Source organism: Saccharothrix luteola (genome assembly GCF_020859565.1).
GTDB classification, from domain to species: domain Bacteria; phylum Actinomycetota; class Actinomycetes; order Mycobacteriales; family Pseudonocardiaceae; genus Actinosynnema; species Actinosynnema luteola.
Genome location: NZ_JAJHUO010000041.1, coordinates 1 through 19,907, shown reverse-complemented (window position 1 = coordinate 19,907; position 19,907 = coordinate 1). Strand labels below are relative to the sequence as shown.

Annotated in this window: 18 protein-coding genes; 8 read left to right on the top strand and 10 right to left on the bottom strand. The window is 71.8% G+C overall.

The window, feature by feature from the left end; translation table 11 throughout:
- Positions 1 to 19: 19 nt before the first annotated feature.
- The 7 genes from LNK82_RS40950 to LNK82_RS40920 all read right to left on the bottom strand — a co-directional run bounded on the left by LNK82_RS40950 (position 20) and on the right by LNK82_RS40920 (position 7,588).
- Positions 20 to 1,468, bottom strand: coding sequence for an MFS transporter (locus tag LNK82_RS40950; RefSeq protein WP_230572258.1), 1,449 nt, complete (start codon positions 1,466 to 1,468; stop codon positions 20 to 22).
- A 73-nt stretch (positions 1,469 to 1,541) separates the two neighbouring features.
- Positions 1,542 to 2,030: a MarR family winged helix-turn-helix transcriptional regulator gene (locus LNK82_RS40945; RefSeq protein ID WP_230572257.1), complete on the bottom strand. Its 489-nt coding sequence runs from the start codon at positions 2,028 to 2,030 to the stop codon at positions 1,542 to 1,544.
- A gap of 66 nt (positions 2,031 to 2,096) precedes the next feature.
- Positions 2,097 to 3,437, bottom strand: a complete 1,341-nt coding sequence (locus tag LNK82_RS40940; protein ID WP_230572256.1) for a glycoside hydrolase family 6 protein — start codon at positions 3,435 to 3,437, stop codon at positions 2,097 to 2,099.
- Between the two features lie 221 nt (positions 3,438 to 3,658).
- Positions 3,659 to 4,525, bottom strand: coding sequence for a lamin tail domain-containing protein (locus LNK82_RS40935; RefSeq protein ID WP_230572255.1), 867 nt, complete (start codon positions 4,523 to 4,525; stop codon positions 3,659 to 3,661).
- Positions 4,526 to 4,738: 213 nt separating this feature from the next.
- Complete coding sequence (locus LNK82_RS40930) at positions 4,739 to 5,389, bottom strand: response regulator transcription factor (RefSeq protein WP_230572254.1); 651 nt, start codon at positions 5,387 to 5,389, stop codon at positions 4,739 to 4,741.
- On the bottom strand, positions 5,374 to 6,531 hold the full coding sequence (locus tag LNK82_RS40925) for a hypothetical protein (RefSeq protein WP_230572253.1): 1,158 nt from the start codon (positions 6,529 to 6,531) through the stop codon (positions 5,374 to 5,376). Before LNK82_RS40925 ends, LNK82_RS40930 begins: the two co-directional genes overlap by 16 nt.
- Positions 6,524 to 7,588, bottom strand: coding sequence for a sensor histidine kinase (locus LNK82_RS40920; RefSeq protein WP_230572252.1), 1,065 nt, complete (start codon positions 7,586 to 7,588; stop codon positions 6,524 to 6,526). Before LNK82_RS40920 ends, LNK82_RS40925 begins: the two co-directional genes overlap by 8 nt.
- A 162-nt stretch (positions 7,589 to 7,750) precedes the next feature.
- On the opposite strand from LNK82_RS40920, the gene LNK82_RS40915 reads away from it, so the two are divergent.
- The 6 genes from LNK82_RS40915 (at position 7,751) to LNK82_RS40890 (ending at position 14,952) form a co-directional block, all read left to right on the top strand.
- Entirely contained in the window at positions 7,751 to 10,135 is a 2,385-nt protein-coding gene (locus LNK82_RS40915) for a GH92 family glycosyl hydrolase (RefSeq protein ID WP_230572251.1), read from the top strand.
- 342 nt (positions 10,136 to 10,477) lie between these two features.
- Complete coding sequence (locus LNK82_RS40910; protein WP_230572250.1) at positions 10,478 to 11,026, top strand: DUF1062 domain-containing protein; 549 nt, start codon at positions 10,478 to 10,480, stop codon at positions 11,024 to 11,026.
- 73 nt (positions 11,027 to 11,099) lie between these two features.
- Positions 11,100 to 11,882: a class I SAM-dependent methyltransferase gene (locus tag LNK82_RS40905; RefSeq protein ID WP_230572249.1), complete on the top strand. Its 783-nt coding sequence runs from the start codon at positions 11,100 to 11,102 to the stop codon at positions 11,880 to 11,882.
- A 36-nt stretch (positions 11,883 to 11,918) separates the two neighbouring features.
- Complete coding sequence (locus LNK82_RS40900; protein WP_230572248.1) at positions 11,919 to 13,319, top strand: serine hydrolase domain-containing protein; 1,401 nt, start codon at positions 11,919 to 11,921, stop codon at positions 13,317 to 13,319.
- The gene (locus LNK82_RS40895) at positions 13,316 to 14,299 is read left to right on the top strand and encodes a sensor histidine kinase (RefSeq protein WP_230572247.1); all 984 of its coding nucleotides are present in this window, start codon (positions 13,316 to 13,318) and stop codon (positions 14,297 to 14,299) included. The genes LNK82_RS40900 and LNK82_RS40895 overlap by 4 nt, the downstream gene beginning before the upstream one ends.
- Entirely contained in the window at positions 14,296 to 14,952 is a 657-nt protein-coding gene (locus LNK82_RS40890; RefSeq protein WP_230572246.1) for a response regulator, read from the top strand. The genes LNK82_RS40895 and LNK82_RS40890 overlap by 4 nt, the downstream gene beginning before the upstream one ends.
- Here LNK82_RS40890 and LNK82_RS40885 read toward each other — a convergent pair.
- Entirely contained in the window at positions 14,922 to 15,623 is a 702-nt protein-coding gene (locus LNK82_RS40885) for a MerR family transcriptional regulator (RefSeq protein ID WP_230572245.1), read from the bottom strand. The genes LNK82_RS40890 and LNK82_RS40885 overlap by 31 nt on opposite strands.
- Positions 15,624 to 15,738: 115 nt before the next feature.
- Here LNK82_RS40885 and LNK82_RS40880 point away from each other — a divergent pair, with 115 nt between their 5' ends.
- Positions 15,739 to 16,623 carry an ABC transporter ATP-binding protein gene (locus tag LNK82_RS40880; protein ID WP_230572244.1) on the top strand — a complete coding sequence of 295 codons (885 nt, stop codon included), beginning with the start codon at positions 15,739 to 15,741 and terminating at the stop codon, positions 16,621 to 16,623.
- Positions 16,620 to 17,471 carry an ABC transporter permease gene (locus LNK82_RS40875; RefSeq protein ID WP_230572243.1) on the top strand — a complete coding sequence of 284 codons (852 nt, stop codon included), beginning with the start codon at positions 16,620 to 16,622 and terminating at the stop codon, positions 17,469 to 17,471. Before LNK82_RS40880 ends, LNK82_RS40875 begins: the two co-directional genes overlap by 4 nt.
- Before the next feature lie 5 nt (positions 17,472 to 17,476).
- Here LNK82_RS40875 and LNK82_RS40870 read toward each other — a convergent pair whose 3' ends face one another.
- Both LNK82_RS40870 and LNK82_RS40865 read right to left on the bottom strand, forming a co-directional pair.
- Positions 17,477 to 18,409 (bottom strand): hypothetical protein, encoded by a 933-nt coding sequence (locus tag LNK82_RS40870; RefSeq protein ID WP_230572242.1) that lies wholly within the window; start codon positions 18,407 to 18,409, stop codon positions 17,477 to 17,479.
- A 747-nt stretch (positions 18,410 to 19,156) separates the two neighbouring features.
- On the bottom strand, positions 19,157 to 19,907 hold a 751-nt coding region (locus LNK82_RS40865; RefSeq protein WP_230572241.1), incomplete at its 5' end, for an IS30 family transposase.

The following is a 19,907-nucleotide window of genomic DNA, read 5'->3' as shown; positions in this document are numbered from 1 at the left end:
TCGATCTCCTCCGGAGAAGTCAGCGGGAACGCTTGCGCAGGACGAGGAGCGTGACCGCGAACGCGGCGGCCAGCAGCGAGGCGGCGACGGTGAACGCCACGTGGTACCCGGCGGTCAGCGCGACCGGCTCGGCGGCGCCCGACGCCCGCTCCTGCTCGGTCCGCGCGGCGGCCAGCGTGGACAGCACGGCCACCCCCAACGCCATGCCGACCTGCTGCGTCGTGTTGAACAGGCCGGACACCAGGCCCGCGTCGTCGGGCGTCGCGTCGGACATGCCCAGCGACGCCAACGCGGGCAGCACCAGCCCGCCGCCGGCGATCAGCAGCATGACGGGCAGCAGGTCGGTGACGTAGTCGGCGTCCACCGGGACCGTGGCCAGCTTGACCATCGCGCCCGCCAGCAGCGCCAGCCCGACCAGCAGCACCGCGCGTTCACCGAAGCGGGTGTTCAACCGGGCCGAGGCGAACAGCGACACACCGCCGATCGCGACCGCCGCCGGCAGCATCGCCAACCCGGTGGCGAGCGCGCTGTAGGCCAGCACCTCCTGCATGAAGAGCGCGACGATGATCTGGAACGCGAACATCGCCGACAGCGTGAGCACCTGCACCAGGTTCGCACCGGCCACGTTGCGCGAACGCAGGATCCGCAGCGGCATCAACGGCGTCCGCGCACGGGCCTGCCGAAACGCGAACGCCGCCAGCAACGCGGCCGACAGCGCGCCGAGACCGAGCGTGTGCGCGGCCGTCCAGCCGTGCTGCTCGACCTCGACCACGGTGTAGATGCCGAGCATCAGGCCGCTCGTGACCAGCGCCGCGCCGAGCACGTCGGCGCCGGCGGACAGGCCCGCGCCCCGGTCGGTCGGCAGCACGCGGATCGCCAGCAGCACGGTGGCCACGCCGATCGGCAGGTTGATGAAGAAGATCCAGTGCCAGCTCAGCGCGTCGGTCAGCACGCCGCCGAGCACCTGCCCGATGGACGCGCCCGCGGCGCCGGTGAAGCTGAAGACACCGATCGCCTTGGCGCGCTCAGCCGGGTCGGTGAACAGCGTGACCAGGATGCCGAGCACCACCGCCGACGCCATCGCGCTGCCCGCGCCTTGCAGGAACCGGGCCGCGATCAGCAGCTCCGGCGTGCCGGCCACGCCCGCCAGCAGCGACGCGGCGGTGAAGACCGCGTTGCCGGCCAGGAACATCGCCTTGCGCCCGATCAGGTCGCCGAGCCGGCCGGCCAGCAGCAGCAGGCCGCCGAACGCGATCAGGTAGGCGTTGACCGTCCAGCTCAGGCCGGCGGGGGAGAAGCCCAGGTCGCGCTGGATGGCGGGCATGGCGACGGTGACGATGCTGCCGTCGAGGATGGTCATCAGCATCGCGGCGGACAGCACGACCAGCGCCGACCAGCGGTTCGCCGTGGGTGTGTCGCGGGGTGCGTCGAGCGGTGTGTCGAGCGGTGTGTCGAGCGAGGACGACATCGGTCTCTCCTGTTCCGGTGGGGACAGGAGGAACCGTAGCGGATAGTTTTGTTGCAGACAATCTGTCGCGGACTTACCGCGTGCTCTCGCGGGCTCGGCGGGCCGTCTGGGGTGCCGGGATCGGGGTGGACAAATGTCCGCTGACCAGCAGGTTCAGTGCGTGCAAGAGCGCTTCTCGATCTTTGCCGGGCAGCGACTCCAACGCGGCCCGGTGCACCCCGTCGACGACCGCCTGGCTCTGCTTCGCCAGCTCGGCGCCCTTCTCGGTGACGGCGACGATCCGGGCCCGCCGGTCGGTGCTGGACGGCCGGCGCTCGGCGAGGCCGGCCTTCTCCAGCGCGTCCACCGTGACCACCATCGTGGTCTTGTCCATGTCGCCGATCTCGGCCAGCTGGATCTGCGTCCGCTCCTCCTGCAAGGCGTGGACGAGGACGCAGTGCATGCGGGCGGTCAGGCCGATCTCGGCCAACGCCGCCGCCATCCGGGTGCGCAGCACGTGACCGGTGTGGTCCAGGAGGAACGACAGGTCGGATTCGGTGCGGGCTGGGGCCATGGCGGACATGGCCCCAGTCTAGCTACCGGGACAACACCGGATTATCCGCAAGAAACCGAGTTTCACCGAACCCGGTCAGAGCGCCGGGTGGGCGTTGCGCAGCAGTTCCCGGAACTGCGCCGAGTGCCAGTGACCGGCCGGCGGCGCGTCCGGCCACGCCCCGGTCGGGTCCGGGCTGGCGTTCGGGCGACCGTCGTAGTAGGGGTCGCACTCCCGGTTGAAGAGCTCCTCGCTGTTCGGGAAGTGGATGCTCCCGCCGTCCGACTCGCCCGGCGGTTTCATCCACACGTACGCGTCGACGTTCGGCCGGGGCGCGGCGACCGGGCGTTCGCCCAGGCCCGTGCCGACCTGGTTGCACCAGTTCCAGATCCGCGCCCTGCGGTCGATCCGGCTGGTCTCGACGTAGACGTCCACGTTCGTCTCGTACCCCGGCTTGGTCGGCCGGTTCGGGCCGCCCCAGCCGTTGCGCGAGGTGTCGAGCAGCACGCCGACCTGCGCGGTGAAGCCCGCCGCGACCGCCTCGGTCCGGAAGAAGTCCACGAAGGACAGCTCGTCGATGAACGGGTTCCAGTCGACCCACCGGGTCTGCTGGATGTGCTGCCCGTTGATCACCGTCTTGACGATGAACTCCTCGCGCAGCACCGAGTAGTTGGCGGTGTTGGCGATGAAGCCGTGCACGTTCCCGAGCCGGCTGCCGCCCGAGGTCGCGGCCTTCACCAGCAGCGCCAGCGTCGGTTTGCGGTTGTCGTCCCAGCCGATGTTGCCGTGGTGGCTGATGTCGAGGTAGCTGTAGACGTTGCGGATCGCGCCGAGCTTCGCCAGCGCGTACCCGATGCCCTCGGTGTACGAGCCGGCCGCCTTGACGTACTCGCAGGCCAGGGTGGCGTCGGAGCGCGGCTGGACGTGCGTGACGAGGTACGGCAACGAGTTGGGCTCCACGACCGTGACGACCCGCAGCCGCGCGTACGCCGGGTCGGCCAGGATCGCGGCGATCGGGTCGACGAACTCCTGCTTGTAGCGCGGCAGTTCGCCCCACGCCAGCTCGCCGTTGGTGGCCAGCCGGCCGCAGTCGCGCCCGGGCAGGTTCCACAGCACGAGCTGCACCAGGGTCGCGTTCTGCCGCAGGGCCTCGTCCAGGTGGGCGCGCAGGCCCATCGTCCCGTCGGCGCCGTGCACGGACGCGATGCTGTCGAGCCACACGCCGGTCGGCTGGCCGGCGACGGCCGTGCCACCCGGTTCGGCGGCGGCGCGCGCGGACCACTCCGGGTTGACGTAGGGGCGCGCGCCGACGTACGGGTTGTCCAGGCGCGGTGACCAGTGCGGGGCGGTGCTCGCGCCGGCCGGCGCGGTGACGACGAGCCCGGCGGCGATCGCGGCCGCCGTCAGCGCGTGGCCGACGCGGATGAGGGATCTCATGTACTGCTACCTCCGGTGATCACAACGATGTGAGGGAGGCGGTGTGCTGCCCACCGTACCGTGCCGGCGCGACTACCGACTGTGATCCGGAGGAGGGTGCTTCGGTGACAGGGCTCCGGGTGGCATCGAGGACGCTCGATGCCACCCGGAGCCCTTGTTGTCCGCCGGACGTCGTGGTCAGTCGCCGTGAGCGCGGTCGTCGACGTGGGCCGGCGCGGTGGTCACGGAGTGGCCACGGCGGCGTTTCCGTACCCGAGTTGCGAAATCAGGTTGCCGTTCGTGTCCCGCAGCTTTGCGGTGTCGCCCTGATCATTCCAGATCGGGCGTCCCTTTCCGTAGGAGAAACCGCCCCACTGCGAGTGGACCTGGTTGGTGTAGATCCGGATGCGCTGGCCCGGTTGGAGAACCGTGCCGGGCGGGAAGGTGAAGTCCTGGCCCGCGTCGTCCGCGCCGAGCACCCAGTTCGAGATGTCGCCGGGCACGCTGCCCCGGTTGACGATCTCGACGTACTCGTCGGCCTGGCTGCCTTTGACCTGCCCTTTGTGCTGGACGTGGGTGATCGCGATCTCGGGCTTGCCCGCCTTGGCGAAGATGGCCACCACGTCGGCGCTGTTCGCGCCGTTCTCGGCGCTGATGAACTTGCGGACGACCTGCCCGTTCTGCTTGAAACCGCTGATGACGACGGCGTACTCGTCGCCGTCGACCGTCACGGTCTGCGGCGAGACGAACGTGGGGAGGTCGACCTCGTCCTCGGGGTTGGGCCCGACGTTGGGGGTCTCGTTGTGGTGGAAGGTGAAGCTGAAGTCGGCCTTCGTCCCGTCGTCGAACACCACCGCCACGCTGAGATCGACGTCGAACTGCGACTGCGGCATCGCCTGGATCGGGAAGTTCTCGTGGGTGAACGTGCCGAGCGTGAATTCGGCGCCGTCGAGTTCCACGTCCACCGTGCCGCCGCGGAAGACATAACCGCTCTTGCCACCGCCACCGGCGGGAATTCCCCAGGTGACGTGGTCGGTGCCCAGTCCGGAGAGATTGGGCGGTGTGACGCTGATGCTCGGCCAGGTGCCGGATGTCGTGGCGCTGCTCATGGGTTTTGATCATTCACCGGCACGGGGGTGACGGGTAATACCGCGATCAGGTGAGGGCTTTCACAAGCGTTCGTGGACGTCGACGCGTCGAACGATGCGGGTGTGCGCCGGGTGCCCGCATCCGGGTTGGTGGAGAACCCGGTCGGCCCATTTGCCGCAGAAATGCGTGTTCACCGGACAAGAGCGGCTCGTGGGCGGGCCCGGTTGCTCGGATCAGAGGTCGTCCACGCCGATCAGCCCGTCCTGGATCGCCCGCGCCACCAGCGCGGCCTTCGTCGGCGCCTCCCGCCCGATCAGCGCGTACTTGACCCGGATCCGCTCCAGGTGCGAGTTCACCGTGCTCAGCGAGATGCCGAGCCGCTGCGCCACGAACTCCTTGGACTCCGACTGGAACCACTCGACCAGCACCTCGACCTCCCGCGCCGACAACGCGGGCCGGTGGTCGGACCGGTCGCCCGCCAACGCGCCCGCCAGCGACGGCGGCGTGTACGACCGGCCCTCCGCCGCCGCACGGGTCGCCTGCACGAGGTGCTCCGCGCCCTCAGCCTTCGTCAGGTAGCACAACGCCCCCAGTTCCAGGCACTGCAACGCGATGTCGTCGTCGGCGCGCATCGAGTAGACGACGACCCGCCGACCCGCCTCGACCAGCCGGCGCAGGTCGCCGAGCACCGGCGTCGGTCCGCCCAGGTGCAGGTCGAGGATCACCACGTCGGCGTCCGCGCCCTCGCCGAGCCACGCCGAGCGCACGTCCTCGCCGCTCGCGACGACCCGGATCGGCGGCGTGCCGGAGGACAGCCAGTAGGCGACGCCCGCGCGGACCGCCGGGTGGTCGTCCACCACCACCGCGCTCAGTTCGTCCGCCATCTGGCCTCCATCCGCGTGTGCCGACCGTACGTGCCGCTTTCGACCTCGACCGGACCCGTCGCGGTTCCCACCTCGACCTCCGCGTCGGAGACCACCGCCACCCGCACCTCGCCCCCGGTGCGCAGCAGGCTCACCCGGGCCCGCTCCCGCGCCGCCGACAACGCCTCCGCCAGCGGCCCGGTCAGCTGCCGGCGCACGTCGGTCGGCACCGGCACCGGCGCGCCGCTGACCGCGAGCGACACCGCCACCCCGCGCCGTTCGGCGACGTGCACGCACGCCGTGACCTCGTGCACCAGCGGGTCGGGCACGTCGTCGTTCTCGGCGAACAACCGCCGCAGCTGCGTGGCCGCGAGCGCGCACCGCCGCCGGGTCTCGTCGGCACGCGGGTCGAGCACGCCGTCGGCGAGGTCCGCGAGCAGCGGCAGGGTGGCGCCGAGCTGCCCGGCGAACCCGGCGCGCAGGTCCTGCTCCCACTGCTCGGCCAACGCGGCGCGGGTCGCCGCGCGCTCCCGTTCGGCGGCGACCTCGACGGCCTGGGACGCGTTGCGGAGCATGAACCGGGTCATCACCAGGGCGCCGAGCTGGAGGCTGGTCGCGCTGAGCACGACCACGCCCGCGTTGCCGATGTCGGCCCGGTCCGGCGTGCCGGCCAGCAGCCACTGCCCGACGCCGAGCACGACGTGCGCCGCCTGCGCGGCGAGCAGCGCGGGGACGCGGTCCAGCAGCAACAGCAGCAGGGACCACCCGACCTGGCCCCACGACCAGTGCGCCGGCCCGAAGATCGCGTACGCCGGCAGCACGGCGGTGGCCAGCGCGGACGCCGCCATCACCGCCACCACGCCGCCCACGACCACGGCCCGCGGCGGTGGTTGGCGTCGCACGACCCAGACCGCGCACAGCAGCGTCACCGAGACGAACACCGCGAACGTGACCCGCGCGGCCGGGTGGTGGGGGTAGGTGAGCAGGGCGCCGAAGCCGAGGCTCACCTGCAGCACGGCGGTGACGCCGAGCAGGATCAGCCGCACGCCGGCGAACACGTGCCGTTCGGCCTCACGGCTGTCGTCGCCGTGATCGCCCTCGTCACGGCTCCAGGAGAGCAAGGGGTCCGCCCACCACCGCGCTCCGACCCGTTGATCAACCACCGGGCCACTCCATCCGCACCGTCGTCCGACCGGGCCGGGACGTCACCTCGGCCCGCCCGCCGACGGCCGCCATCCGCTCGACCACCGACCCGCGCAGACCCCGCCTGTGGTTTGAGACCGCGCCGACGTCGAACCCGCGCCCCGCGTCGGTCACCTCCACCTCGACCCCGCCACCGGACGCCCTCACCCGCAGCCGGGCGGCACCCGTCCCCGCGTGCCGCTCCACGTTCGTCAACGCCTCCCGCACCGCCCGCACCAGCGCCAACGCCACCGAAGCCGGCGCCAGCACGCTCTCCCACCGCGCGTCGACCTCCAGCGGGCTGCGTTCCACCACCGCCCGCAACGACGAGCCGACGTCCACCGAGCTGTCCCGCGGCACACCCGACGTGCCGGTCAGCAGGTCCAGGTCACGGCGCGCGTACCCGGCGACCTCCGCCGGGTCGGCCTCCCGCCCGTTCACCGCCACCACCAGGAACGTCGCCGACGCCGTGTCGTGCAGCAGCGCCAGGTACTCGCGCTCACGCCTGCGCCGCTCCAACGCCACCGCTTCCTGGCGCTCCAGCGCCGCGCGCCGCGTCCGCAGCTCGTCCACCCGCCGTGACGACCGGCGCAGCAGCAGCAACGCCAACCGCGCCAACACGCACTCCACCACCACCCGCAGCACCACCCCGCCGTCACCCCACACCGCGGTCAGGTAGACGGTGAGCAGCGCGGCCGTGGTCGGCACGGTGACCTTCGGCCCCCACTCCCACTGCAAGGTGATCGCGGTGGTGGTGAGCACGTTGAGCGACCACGCGCCCGTGGCGCCGAACTGCTCCTGCGCCGCGCACAGCGCCACCACCCGGACGATCGACAGCACGAAGGCGACCCGCGGCGACCGGAAGTCCGCCACCGCGCCGATCAGCACCAGGCCGAACAGCCCCAGGCCGAGCGGCAGGACGTCGGTGGGCACGGACAGCACGCCGAACACGCTGATCAGCGTCACGCCGACACCGCGCACCGGTCCGGCGAACCGCGCGAAGGCGGTCAGGAGTTCGGTCTCGACCTGACCCGGCATGCGGCGAACCCTAGCCGCACGGTCCAGGGTGGACGGCGGGTGACGTGCCCGAGAACGGCCGTGAGCGGTCCCCTGACAACAGCGGACAGAAACCGCGTCGGGGCTTCCGGCCGGCCCGCCGCGTTGGGTAGACCCGAGGGCAGTCGAAAGTGGGGGGACGCGGTGCGGGTGCTCACGGCCGGGTTGGCGATGGTGCTGGCGGCGGGGTTGGCGGTGCCGGCCACCGCGTCGGCCGAGGACGCGGTCGGGCACGTCGACCCGCTGATCGGGTCGGCGGGCGGCGGCAACACCTACCCCGGCGCGGTGCGGCCGTTCGGGATGATCTCGTGGAGCCCGACCAGCACCCGCGGCGACCAGACCAACACCGGCGCGGCCAACGGGTACGCCTACGACGCCACCAGGGTGCGCGGGTTCAGCCTCACCCACGTCAACGGCGCGGGCTGCCACCCCGGCGCGGCGGGCGACGTGCCGATCATGCCGTTCGTCGGCGAGGTCACCGGCTCGCCGACCGCCGACGTCCGCGACGAGGTCTACGCCGCCGACTTCTCCCACGCCGACGAGTCGGCCACGCCGGGCCGCTACTCGGTCGAGCTGGCCTCCGGCGCCGCGGCCGACCTGAGCGTGACCACGCGGGCGGGCGTCGGCGACTTCACCTTCCCGCGCGACCGGCCCGCCGCCCTGCTGTTCCGGGTGTCGAACTCGCTCAACGGCAGCGAGGACGCCGAGGTCACCATCGACCCGGCCACCCGCACGGTGTCCGGGTCGGTGCTGACCGGCGCGTTCTGCGGCCGTCGGGCCAACGGCGGCGCGAACAACAAGAAGACGTACTACCGGCTGTACTTCACCGCGTCGTTCGACCGCGCGTTCGCCGGCACCGGCACGTGGGTCGACGGCGCGCACCAGCCGGGCGGCCTCACCGCGAGCGGCGGCGAGGGGTACGAGACCGGCGCGGCGCGGCAGGGTCGAGGGTCGGGTGGCTACGTCACCTTCGACACCTCCCGTGACGACGACGTGCGCGTCCGGGTCGGCATCTCCTACACCAGCGCGGAGGCCGCGCGGCGCAACCTGGACCGCGAGATCCGGCCGCACGACAGCGTGGACGACGTCGCGGCCGACGCCCGCCGCGAGTGGGCGCGGCAGCTGCGCGCGGTCGAGGTCTCCGGTGGGACCGCGGCGCAGCGCACCACCTTCTACACCGCCCTCTACCACGCGTTCCTGCAACCGAACGTGACCAGCGACGTGGACGGCACCTACCTCGGCAGCGACCGGCAGGTCCACCGGCTGGAACGCGGCCAGCGCGCCCAGTACGGCAACTTCTCCGGCTGGGACCAGTACCGCGCCCACACCCAGCTCCTGGCCCTGCTCGAACCGCGGATCGCCTCCGACTACGCCCAGTCGCTGCTCAACCTGGCCCGCCAGAACGGCGGCGTGTGGGACCGCTGGGTCCACGTCAACGGGCCGACGCACGTGATGACCGGCGACCCGTCCGCGCCCGCGCTGGCGGGCATGTACGCGATGGGCGCGCGGGACTTCGACGTGCCGTCGGCGTTCGAGTCGCTGGTGCGCCAGGCCACCGTGCCGCACCCGGACGGCCTGTCCGACAAGGGGTGCCCCGGGCAGTGCGAGGGGCAGCGGCCGAACCTGGCCGAGTACCTGCGCCTGGGCTACGCGCCGCAGGACACGTGCCACTGCTGGGGCGGCGCGGCGGAGACGTTGGAGGACGCCACGGCCGACTTCGCGTTGGCCGACTGGGCGCGGCGGCTCGGGCGCGACGACGTGCGGGACGCGTTGCTGCCGCGGGCGGGCTGGTGGCGCAACACGTTCAACCCCTCGGCCGGGGGTGAGGGCGTCGGCTACCAGCAGGCGCGGAGGTCGGACGGCACGTGGGTGTCGCCGTTCAGCGCGTCGTCGGACGTCGGGTTCGCCCAGGGCACGAGTTCGACCTACACGTGGATGGTGCAGCACGACGTGTCCGGGCTCGCGGCGGCGATGGGCGGGCGTCAGCGGGCCGCCCAGCGGTTGGACGCGTTCTTCCACAAGCCGGACGGCTCGTGGGCGACCGGTGGCGACGGGTTGCGGTACGACCCGACCAACGAGCCCGGCATCCACACGCCGTGGCTGTACAACGCGTTGGGGCAGCCGTGGAAGACGCAGGAGACCGTGCGCGCCATGGCGTCCCTGGTGTACCGGACGGGACCGAACGGGCTGCCCGGCAACGACGACCTCGGCACCATGTCGGCGTGGTACGTGTTCGCGGCGCTCGGCGTGTACCCGCAGACGCCGAGTCGGGCGGAGCTGTTGCTGTCCAGTCCGATGTTCGTGAAGGCGAAGATCCGTCGGAGCGGTGGGCCGACGATCACCATCAGCGCGCCTGAGGCGTCCCCGTCGAATGTGTATGTGGGTGGGGTGACGGTGGACGGGCGCGCGCACGGCAGGTCGTGGTTGTCGGAGGAGTTCGTCGCGCGCGGTGGTGAGCTGGTTGTGGACGTGGCTGCGGTGCCGGACACGTCTTGGGGGGTTGCGGAGTTGCCGGTCGATCACGGGTGACGGGGTCGGCGGTTGAAGCCGGCCCGATGTGACATGGACCCCTTACGGGCCCGAACCCATGTCGGATCGGGCCTGGGCGCGGTTGCCGCGGGTCCGTTGTGGTGAGGGTTGGGCAAGCCGCTTCCTCGCCGGCTGCGTGCGGTGCGACTCGAGCCGTCCTCGGAAAACCGGTGGAGTGAAGGTGTGGTGCGCCGTTAGCGTGCTGGCGAGTCACGTCGTCTAGTCAAGGGCAAGCCGTTGCAGATTCTGTGAGACCTCCCAAGAGCTGATCTGTCGCGCGTCGCGCCTGGTGCGCCCGCGCTCCTTCTGCTGCGGACTTCTCACAGAACCGGTGTATTTCCTGTGCTCAAAAACTGGATGGTCGTGCCCACCCGCCTGCCGCTCGTTCGACGCCGTTGCCACGTGTGCGCGTCCGATCGCTTCCGGGCGAGTGGCAAGTTCCGCGTCAACGCCAACCACAAGGTCCTCGACGCCTGGCTCCTCCTGCTCTGCGCGGCCTGCGGGGACACCGTGAAGCTCACGGTCCTGGATCGGGTCAACGTGCGTTCCGTGCGGGCCGAGTTGTTGGACCGGTTGCACGACAACGACCTCGGGTTGGTCGCCGACCTGCTGCAGGACCCCGTCTTGCAGCGTCGCAATCGCGTCGCCCTCGACTGGGACGACGCCTGGCGTCTCGACACCGCCGGATCGGATCACCTGGACCACGAGGTGGTCGACGTGTCGGTCCGGTTCGCGGCGCGGATTCCCGTTCGGCCCGTGCGCCTGATCGCTGATGGTTTCGGGCTGGCGCGGGGTGAGGTCGAGAGGCTCGTCGTGGAGGGGAAGGTCGTGTCGGCGGTCCGGTTGGGTGGCAAGCTGTCCGGCGACTTCACGTTCACCTTCAAGCGCTGAGACTCCGGGATCGGGGCCTGTCCGGCGTGGTTGTGGCGGGCGGGCCCCGATCGACGCGGCCTAGGCTGCGGTTGTGACGGATCTCGGGGCGGAGTTGTTCGATCGGGTGGCGGCCGATTACGACCGGGCGGTGCCGTTCTTCGCCACGTTTGGCCGGCGGTTGGTCGAGTGGGTCGCGCCGGAGCCCGGTGCGCGGGTGTTGGACCTCGGTGCGGGGCGGGGTGCGGTGACTGCGGCGCTCGTGGCGGCCGGCTGTTCGGTGGTGGCGGGGGACGTGTCGTCGGCGATGTTGGATGGGTTGCGGGAGGCGTTGCCCGGGGTGGACGCGAGGGTGCTCGACGCGCGGCGCCTTGAGTTGCCCGACGCGTCGTTCGACGTGGTGCTCAGCGGCTTTCTGGTGCACGTCCTCGATGCCGATGCAGTGTTCGCGGAGGTGGCGCGGGTGCTCGAGCCCGGTGGGGCGTTCGCGTTCTCCGTGCCGGGGCCCAGCTCGGATGGTGGGTGGTGGGCGGCGTACGGGCGGATCGTGGACGAGTTCGCCCGTCGAGTCGGGGAGGTGGCGCGGCACGCACCCGTGACGTGGGAGGAGCGTGCGGGTCGGGTGGGGCTGCGGCACGTTGGGCGGACTGTGAGCGAGGTGTCGTTCCCGGTTGACGGGCCCGAGGCGTACTGGTCGTGGCTGATGTCGCACGGCAACCGGTGGTTGTACGACGCGCTGGCGCCGGGCGACCGTGACGCGTTCCGCGAACGGGTGCTTCGCAGCCTCCGCGAGGATCACCCGAGCGGTGGGAGGGACTTGATCGCAGGCGCGGAGTTCTATCACTTTCGTCAGGGGTCGGCCGAGCCCGTGGACTGATGTCCGGGCAGGGCGGCGATTCCTACGTTCGTCGGCATGAAAGCACTGTTGATCGTGGTCGCGGCCGTGGCGTTCCTGAGTCCCGCCGCCCACGCCGCGCCGAGTTCCATCGACGACTACCTGGCCGACGTCATGCACGACACCGGTCTGCCCGGCCTGTCGGTGGTGGTGACGCAGGGCGACCGCGTCGTGCACGCCGCCGGGTACGGCGAGGATTCCGAAGGGGCACCGGTCACGGCGGACACGCCGATGCGGATCGCGTCGGTCAGCAAGTCGTTCACGGCGATGGCGGTGATGACGCTGGTGGAGGACGGCCGGATAGCGCTGGACGAGCCGGTGGCCGACCAGCTGCCCGGCTTCGTGATGGCCGATCCGAGGTTCGCCGACATCACCGTCCGGCACCTGCTGAACCAGACCTCCGGCTTCTCCGACACCACGATCGACGTGACCGCGCTGGAAACCGCCACCTCGCCGGCCGACTACACGGCCAAGTTGTCGGACGGGTCGTTGGCGGCCGACCCCGGCACGCACTACGAGTACTGCAACGTGAACTACGACCTGGCCGCGCGGGTAGTGGAGGTGGCGAGCGGTCGGACCTTCGACGACTACCTGAAGCAGCACGTGTTCGGGCCGCTCGGCATGTCGCGCAGCACCGTGTCGAGGGACGACATCCGACCCGCGGACGGCTACAACTCGGTGTTCGGCGCGTGGCTGAGCAGGCCCGAGCTGCCCGGCTTCCACAGCGGCGGTGGCGGGGTGGTCACGACGGCGGCCGACATGGGCAAGTGGCTGATCAGCCAGAACGGCAACGGCGCGCAGCTCGTGTCACCCGAGGGCCTGCGCGCGATGCACACCTCGTCCACTGTGGACGAGTACGCGATGGGCTGGATCCCCGACCGGGGGCCGGACGGCGTGGAGCAGCTCGTGCACCCCGGGAACCTGTTCACCTACTCGGCCGTGCAGGCGATCGTCCCGAGCACCGGGCACGGGTTCGCGGTGCTGGTCAACAGCGCGTCGCTGCACGACCCGACCTACGACATCCTGAACGGCCTGATCGCGTTGAGCCAGGGCCGTGATCCGGCGCCCGCCGACGGCGGTCGGCAGACGTTCGAGCTGGTGCTGGGCCTGATCGCGTTGGCCGCCATCGGTCTCGGGGTGCTCGGTGTGCGGCGGTCGGCCCGGTGGGCACGACGTCGGGCGGGCGCGCCGGCGTGGCGGGTGGCGTTGCGGTTCGTGCCGCTGCTCGTGCCGGGCGCGTTGTCGGCGGCCTACCCGGACCTCATCTCGATCCTGGTCAACGGGCGCACGGTCACGTGGGCGCAGCTGACCTACTTCGCCCTGCCGTTGACGATCACGGTGGTCGTCGCGGCGCTGGCCGGCTTGGCCGTGGCCACGGCCCGGCTGCTCCGCCTGCGTGCGACGGTCCACACCGGATGACGCTCGGTAAGGTCCGCATCATGCTGAACGGCGTGGTCCTCGCGGTGCTCGCGGTCGCGGGGCTGGTCAACGGGCTGGCCACGGACGCGCTGCCGGTGTGGCGGCAGTTGCTCTACCCGGTGCTGGCCGTGCTGGTCTACCTGCACGGCCGGCACCGGCCGGTGCGCCGGGGCGGGCTGGTCGTCGGCGCGGTGGCGGCGGTCGGGCTGGTGATCGCGGTGGTGCGGGTCTGGGAAGGTGTCGGCGCGTTGGCGAGCCTGGGCCTGTTCGTGGTGCTGCCGTGGCTCGCGGGCCGGTTCCGGCGGCAGCAGGCCGAGCTGATCGAGGTGGGACGGGAGCGGATCGTGCAGCTGGAGCGGGCGCAGGAACTCGTCGCCGATCGCGCCCGGCTGCGCGAGCGGGCCCGGATCGCGGCCGACATGCACGACTCGCTCGGCCACGAGCTGACGTTGATCGCGCTGCGCGCCGGCGCGTTGGAGCTGACCGCCGACACCGAGCCCACCCGCCGGGCCGCCGCCGGTCTGCGCGAGTCGGCGGTGACGGCCACCGACCGCCTGCGGCGCACCGTCGGCGTGCTGCGGGAGGGCGCCACCCCGTTCGAGCCGCCGGACGAGACCGTGGAGGCGCTGGTGGACCGGGCAGCCGAAGCCGGCCTGCCGGTGGTCCTGGCCCGGACCGGCGACACCACCCCGCTGCCGCCCCTGCTGGACCGCGCCGTGCACCGGGTGGTGCAGGAGGCGCTGACCAACGCCGCGCGGCACGCGCCCGGCGCACCCGTCACCGTGGAGCTGGCGACGACCGACGAGGTGCTGGTCACCGTGGCCAACCCGGTCGACCGGACACCCGACGGCGACGGCGACGGCAGCGGCTTGGCCGGCCTGGCCGAGCGGGTCCGGTTGGTCGGTGGCACGCTCCGGTCGGGTGTGGCCGACGGCTGGTTCACGGTGACCGCCCGACTGCCGCGGGAGGGTGGGGCGTGATCCGCGTGCTGCTCGCCGACGACGAGGCGATGGTCCGCGCCGGCGTGCGGGCGATCCTCGACACCGACCCGGGCATCGAGGTGGTCGCCGAGGCCGCCGACGGGCGTGAGGCGGTCGAGCTGGCGCGGGCGCACCAGCCGGACGTCGTCCTGCTGGACATCCGGATGCCCCGCCTGGACGGCTTGACCGCCGCCGCGGAACTGCGCCAGGCCATGCCGGAGGTCGCGGTGGTCATGCTGACGACGTTCGACGAGGACGAGTACGTCGCGCGGGCGTTGGGCGAAGGGGCCAACGGCTTCCTGCTCAAGGCCGCCGACCCGAGGGAACTGCTGATCGGCGTGCGCGCGGCGGCCGAGGGCGCGGCCTACCTCTCACCCAGGATCGCCCACCGCGTGGTCGCCGACCTGCGCGGCGGGCGCCTCACCCGCTACGACCGGGCCCGCAAGCGGGTCGGCGCCCTGACCGGACGTGAGCGCGAGGTGTTGGCGCTGGTGGGGGAGGGCTTGTCCAACCAGGACATCGCCCGGCGCCTGACCGTCACCGAGGGCACGGTGAAGGCGCACGTCAGCGCGATCCTGCAACGCCTCGAAGTGGCCAACCGGGTCCAGGCCGCGATCCTCGCCTACGAGGCGGGGCTGACCACCGCCAGGTAGCCGTGCAGGGCGGCGGCGGCTTCGAGCATTGACCGGGCCCGCCGGCCGATCTCGGCCTCCCGGGCGGTGATCGCGGCGCGCAACGCGTCCGCGCCGCCCGAGCTGCGGAACTCGTCCATGATCGGCTTGATCGTCGGCAGCGGGTAGCGGCTCTGCCGCAGCGTGGCCACCAGGCGGGCGTCGCGGACGTCCGTCGGGCCGAACCGCCGGTGCCCGTCGGTGTCGCGCTTCGGCAGCAGCAGACCCGCCGCCTCCCACACCCGCAACGCCGACGGCCGCACACCGAGCCGTGCGGCCAACTCGCCCACCCGCAACCCGGTCCGCGGCACGGTGTCCGGCGGGTGCCCGGCCACCGCCTCCAACGCCTCCGCCGTCGCCCGCAACGCCAGCCGCTGCCCGTGCGCCGCCGCGTGCTCCGCGTCCACCCGGACCAACGCCTGGTCCGGCGCGCCGTCGTGGACCGAGCGCATGATGGCCTTGGCGGCGTCCCACCCGTACCCGCGACCCAGCGCCCGGTACGTCGTCAACGCCTGCCGGTGCCGCTCGTCGAACACCCGGTACCCCGCCGGTGAGCGTTCGGCCGGGGGCAGCACCCCGGCGTCGAGGTAGTTGCGCACCTGCTGGGCCGAGATGCCCGCGGCACGGGCCAGATCCACCGGGCGAAGACCCACCGGGAAGCACCCCACACGCGTTCGGGTTCAACGGGAATTTGAAGGTTGACCGACGCCTTCCTCGCACAAATCGAGGAAAGCCTCAACAGGGTACTTCAACGATACGGTTTAAGACATGAAAACCAACGACAACCAGCGGGAACCGTCGGTTGTGCAGACGCGCGGCCTGCGCATGCGGTACGGGCCCACCGACGTGCTCAAGGGCGTCGACCTGACCGTCGGGCCCGGCGAGGTGGTGGCGCTGCTCGGCCCCAACGGCGCGGGCAAGACCACCACCATCGAGATCCTGGAGGGCTTCCGCAAGCGGTCGGCCGGCGAGGTCCGGGTGCTCGGCGTCGACCCCGACGACGGCGACGAGGCGTGGCGCGCCCGGCTCGGCGTGGTCCTGCAGTCGTGGCGCGACCACGGCCGGTGGCGGGTGCGCGAGCTGCTCTCCTACCTGAGCCTGTGCTACGAGCCGTACCGCGGGCGGGCGTTCGACCTCGACGAGCTGATCGGGTCGGTCGGCCTGACCGACCACGCCGAGAAGAGGATCGGCACGCTGTCCGGCGGGCAGCGGCGGCGGCTGGACGTCGCCGTCGGCCTGGTCGGACAGCCCGACCTGCTGTTCCTCGACGAGCCGACGGTCGGCTTCGACCCCGAGGCCCGGCGCGGGTTCCACGAGCTGGTGCGCGGCCTGTCCGGCACCACGATCCTGCTCACCACCCACGACCTCGCCGAGGCGGAGAAGCTGGCCGACCGCATCGTGATCCTCGTGGCGGGCCGGGTGGTCGCCGACGGCACGGCGGCGGAACTGGCCGCCCGGATCGCCGGCGAGGCCGAGGTGCGGTACCGGCTGGGCGGTCAGGAGCACGTGCTGTCCGTGGCCGACTCCACCGGTTACGTGCGCGAGCTGTTCGCCGAGCACGGCAAGGCGGTGGACGACCTCGAAGTGCGGCGCGCGAGCCTGGAGGACGTGTACCTGGCGCTGGTGCGCGAGTCCGAGCTGGTGACCGCGTGAACGCCCGGGTGGTGGCCGTGCGCGCGGGGGTGCGGCGCGGTCGGATCGAGTTCGGCCACACCATGGCCAACGCGGGCGAGCTGATGGGCTGGCTGTGGCTGCCCGTGGTCGCGCTGGTGGTGATGTACGCGTTCGGCGACGGCACCGTGCCCGGCGTGGACTTCCCGCTGGGCGCGCAGGCCGTGCCGGGGATCCTCGCGATGAGCGCCGTCTTCTCCGGCCTGATGGGTCTGGCGATGACCCTCACCATGGACCGCGAGGACGGCACGTTGCTGCGGGCGAAGGCGACGCCGAACGGCGTGCTCTCGTACGTCATCGGCAAGGTACTGGGCAAGGCGGCGATGACGGTCGCCGTGCTCGTGCTCATCCTGGTGCCCGCGATGCTGCTGTTCGACGGCCTGCGACCGGGTCGCCTGTCGACCTGGGTCACCTTGGTGTGGGTGCTGGTGCTCGGCCTGCTCGCCGTCCTGCCGATCGGGGCGATCGTGGGCGCGGTGTTCGGCAACACCCAGAGCCTCGGCTTCGTCACGTTGCTGATCATGGCCTTGGTGGTGGTGTCGGGCGTGTTCTACCCGATCACCGCCCTGCCGGGGTGGGTCCAGTGGGTCGGCCAGGCGTTCCCGCTCTACTGGCTGGGGCTCGGCCTGCGGTCCGCCCTGCTGCCGGACGCGGTAGCGGTCGCCGAGATCGGCGGCTCGTGGCGGCAACCGGAGACGGTGATCGCCCTCGGCGCGTGGGCCGTGGTGGGCTTGACCCTCGCGTCCGTCGTCCTGCGCCGCATGGCCCGGCGTGAGTCGGGATCGTCCGTCGCGGCCCGTCGCGAGCAGGTCGCCCAGCGGTTCGACTGAACGGCTCAGTCGAACAACGTCGGCAACTCGCCGCGCTGCGTCGCCTCGAGCACCCGACCGACCCGCGCGCCCGGCGCGGTCGGCGCGAGCACCCGCACGACACCGGTCTGGTCGGCGGGCTGCTCGGCCGTCGCGCCGGGCAGGACCTCCGCCCAGGGCGCGGTCTCGAGGTTCGTCCGCACGAGGTCCTTGAGCGCGTTGGGATTCTCGTCGGGCACGCACACGACCTCGGTGCTCTCACCCTCCGGCGTCGTGCGCACCCCCGCCGCCACCGGCAACCCGCTCTTCGGCTTGCTGATCAACGCGGCGGAGACGTCACCGAGGCAGCGCGCCAACTCACCGATCATGGGGTCGTCGGCCAACGACTGATCCCCCGGCGGCTCGGTGACCCACTTCAGCGACTCACCGGCAGGGGAGTGCACCACCGATCCCGCCTCCACCCGCACCTGCTGGAACCCGGTCACGATCCCGGCCTCCGCCAACGGCCCGTCCGGGTCGATCTCGTTGTCCTCCCCGGTCGTCCAGATGCCCGAGCCACCACGCCGCCCACCCAACCCGGCGAGCTTGGCGTCGACCCCCGGCACGTCGACCTCCATCCTCAGCACAGCCGCCCACTTCGGCGACTGCCCCACCCGCAACGCCGTGCTGGCCTTGCCCGGGTCGAACCCGACCAGGTCGGGCAGCACCCGGCTGTGCCCGGCCAGGTCGGAGTACCCATAACCCCGCAACCCCCGAAACCGCTGGGGGTCCTTGTCGAGCAACGCCCGCACCGCCGCCACGTCCCCGTACTCGACCAGGACGGACGACTCGGCAGTGGCCCGCACCCCCGCCAGCGCACCCAGCAACCCGCTCTGGGGTTTCTCCTGCGGCACGCCGGCCTCGGCAGCGCACCCGGCCAGCAGAACGGCCACCAACGCCACGCTCGAACGCTTGTTCACCAACCGGATGCTAGATCCGAACCTCCTTCGACACTCCTGTTTTAAGCGAAGGCGCCCTTACCCCACCAACCCAGCCAACGCCCTGACCGCCAGCCCGATCACCAGCCTGGCCGCTGACCCGACCACCACCTGACCCCATCCGACCCATCCCGACCGCCACCGCTCGCACACGACCCCACAGCGCCCACCAACGCCCCGACCGCACTCACCCACCCGCGCCACCGAACCGCACCCACCCGCGAAGCACCGACGACCCACCCCTGACCCAGCCCTCCGACCGATCCCTGACCCACACCTCCGACCTGCCCATGACCCACATCGCAGACTCACCACCCGCCCTCCGAACCTCACCTGCCCTGCCGTGGTCGCCGCCGGGCCGGCCGTTTTATCCGGCTAACGTGAGAAATGCGATTGGGGTTGTCCTAGGTTGCACAGTTCGCCCAGTCGAGTGAGCCACCCACCCTGCCCCAAGCACGAAGACCACCCAGCACGAAGACCACCCAGCACGAAGACCACCGAGCCCACTCCACCAAGACCACCAAGACCACCAAACCCCGCCGCACCACAACCGCCCCGGAACCGCCCCACCGAGGCCCGATTTGACATGGGTTCGGGTGCTTTAGGCTGGTCGAAGCCGGTAGGCCTGGCGGGACGCTTTTCCCCGCCGGGCCTGCCCGGCTTTGGCCTGCCTGGGGTGCCCGTAAGGGCCCCATGTGGTGGATTCCAGCGGTCGTCGCATCACGGTGGTCAACTGCTGTCGGTGAGGAGTTTAGTGAGGCGCTCGGCTGGGGTGTCCCAGTCGAGTGTTTTGCGTGGGCGGCGGTTGAGTTGGGCGGCGACGGCGGCGAGGTGTTCGGGTGTGTGGACGGACAGGTCGCTGCCTTTGGGGAAGTACTGGCGGAGTAGGCCGTTGGTGTTCTCGTTGCTGCCGCGTTGCCAGGGGCTGTGCGGGTCGCAGAAGTAGACGGGCATGTCGGTGGCCAGGGTGAACTCGTGGTGGCGGCCCATCTCGGAGCCCTGGTCCCAGGTCAGCGAGCGGCGCAGGTGTGCGGGCAGGGTGGTCATGGTCGAGACCAGGCCGTCGCGGACGGTCTCGGCGTCGTGGCGTGCGGGCAGGTGCACGAGCAGCAGGTAGCGGGTGGCGCGTTCGACCAGGGTGCCGATCGCGGAGGTGCGGCCGCCGCCGATGATCAGGTCGCCTTCCCAGTGGCCGGGGACGGCGCGGTCCTCGACCTCGGCGGGCCGGTCGCTGATCATGACCATCGGGGCGGTGAACCGCGGGCGGCGTTGTCCGTCGGTACGGCGGGGTTTGCGGGCGGTGCGGCCGGAGCGCAGCGCGGTGGCGAGTTCGCGGCGGCCCTGGACGTAGAGGGCCTGGTAGATCGTCTCGGTACTCACGTGCGGCTCCGGCCGGTCGGGGTGGTCGCGGCGCAGGCGGCGGCTGATCTGTTCGGGGCTGAACCTCTCGGCGAGCATGTCCCGGACCAGGTTGCGCAGC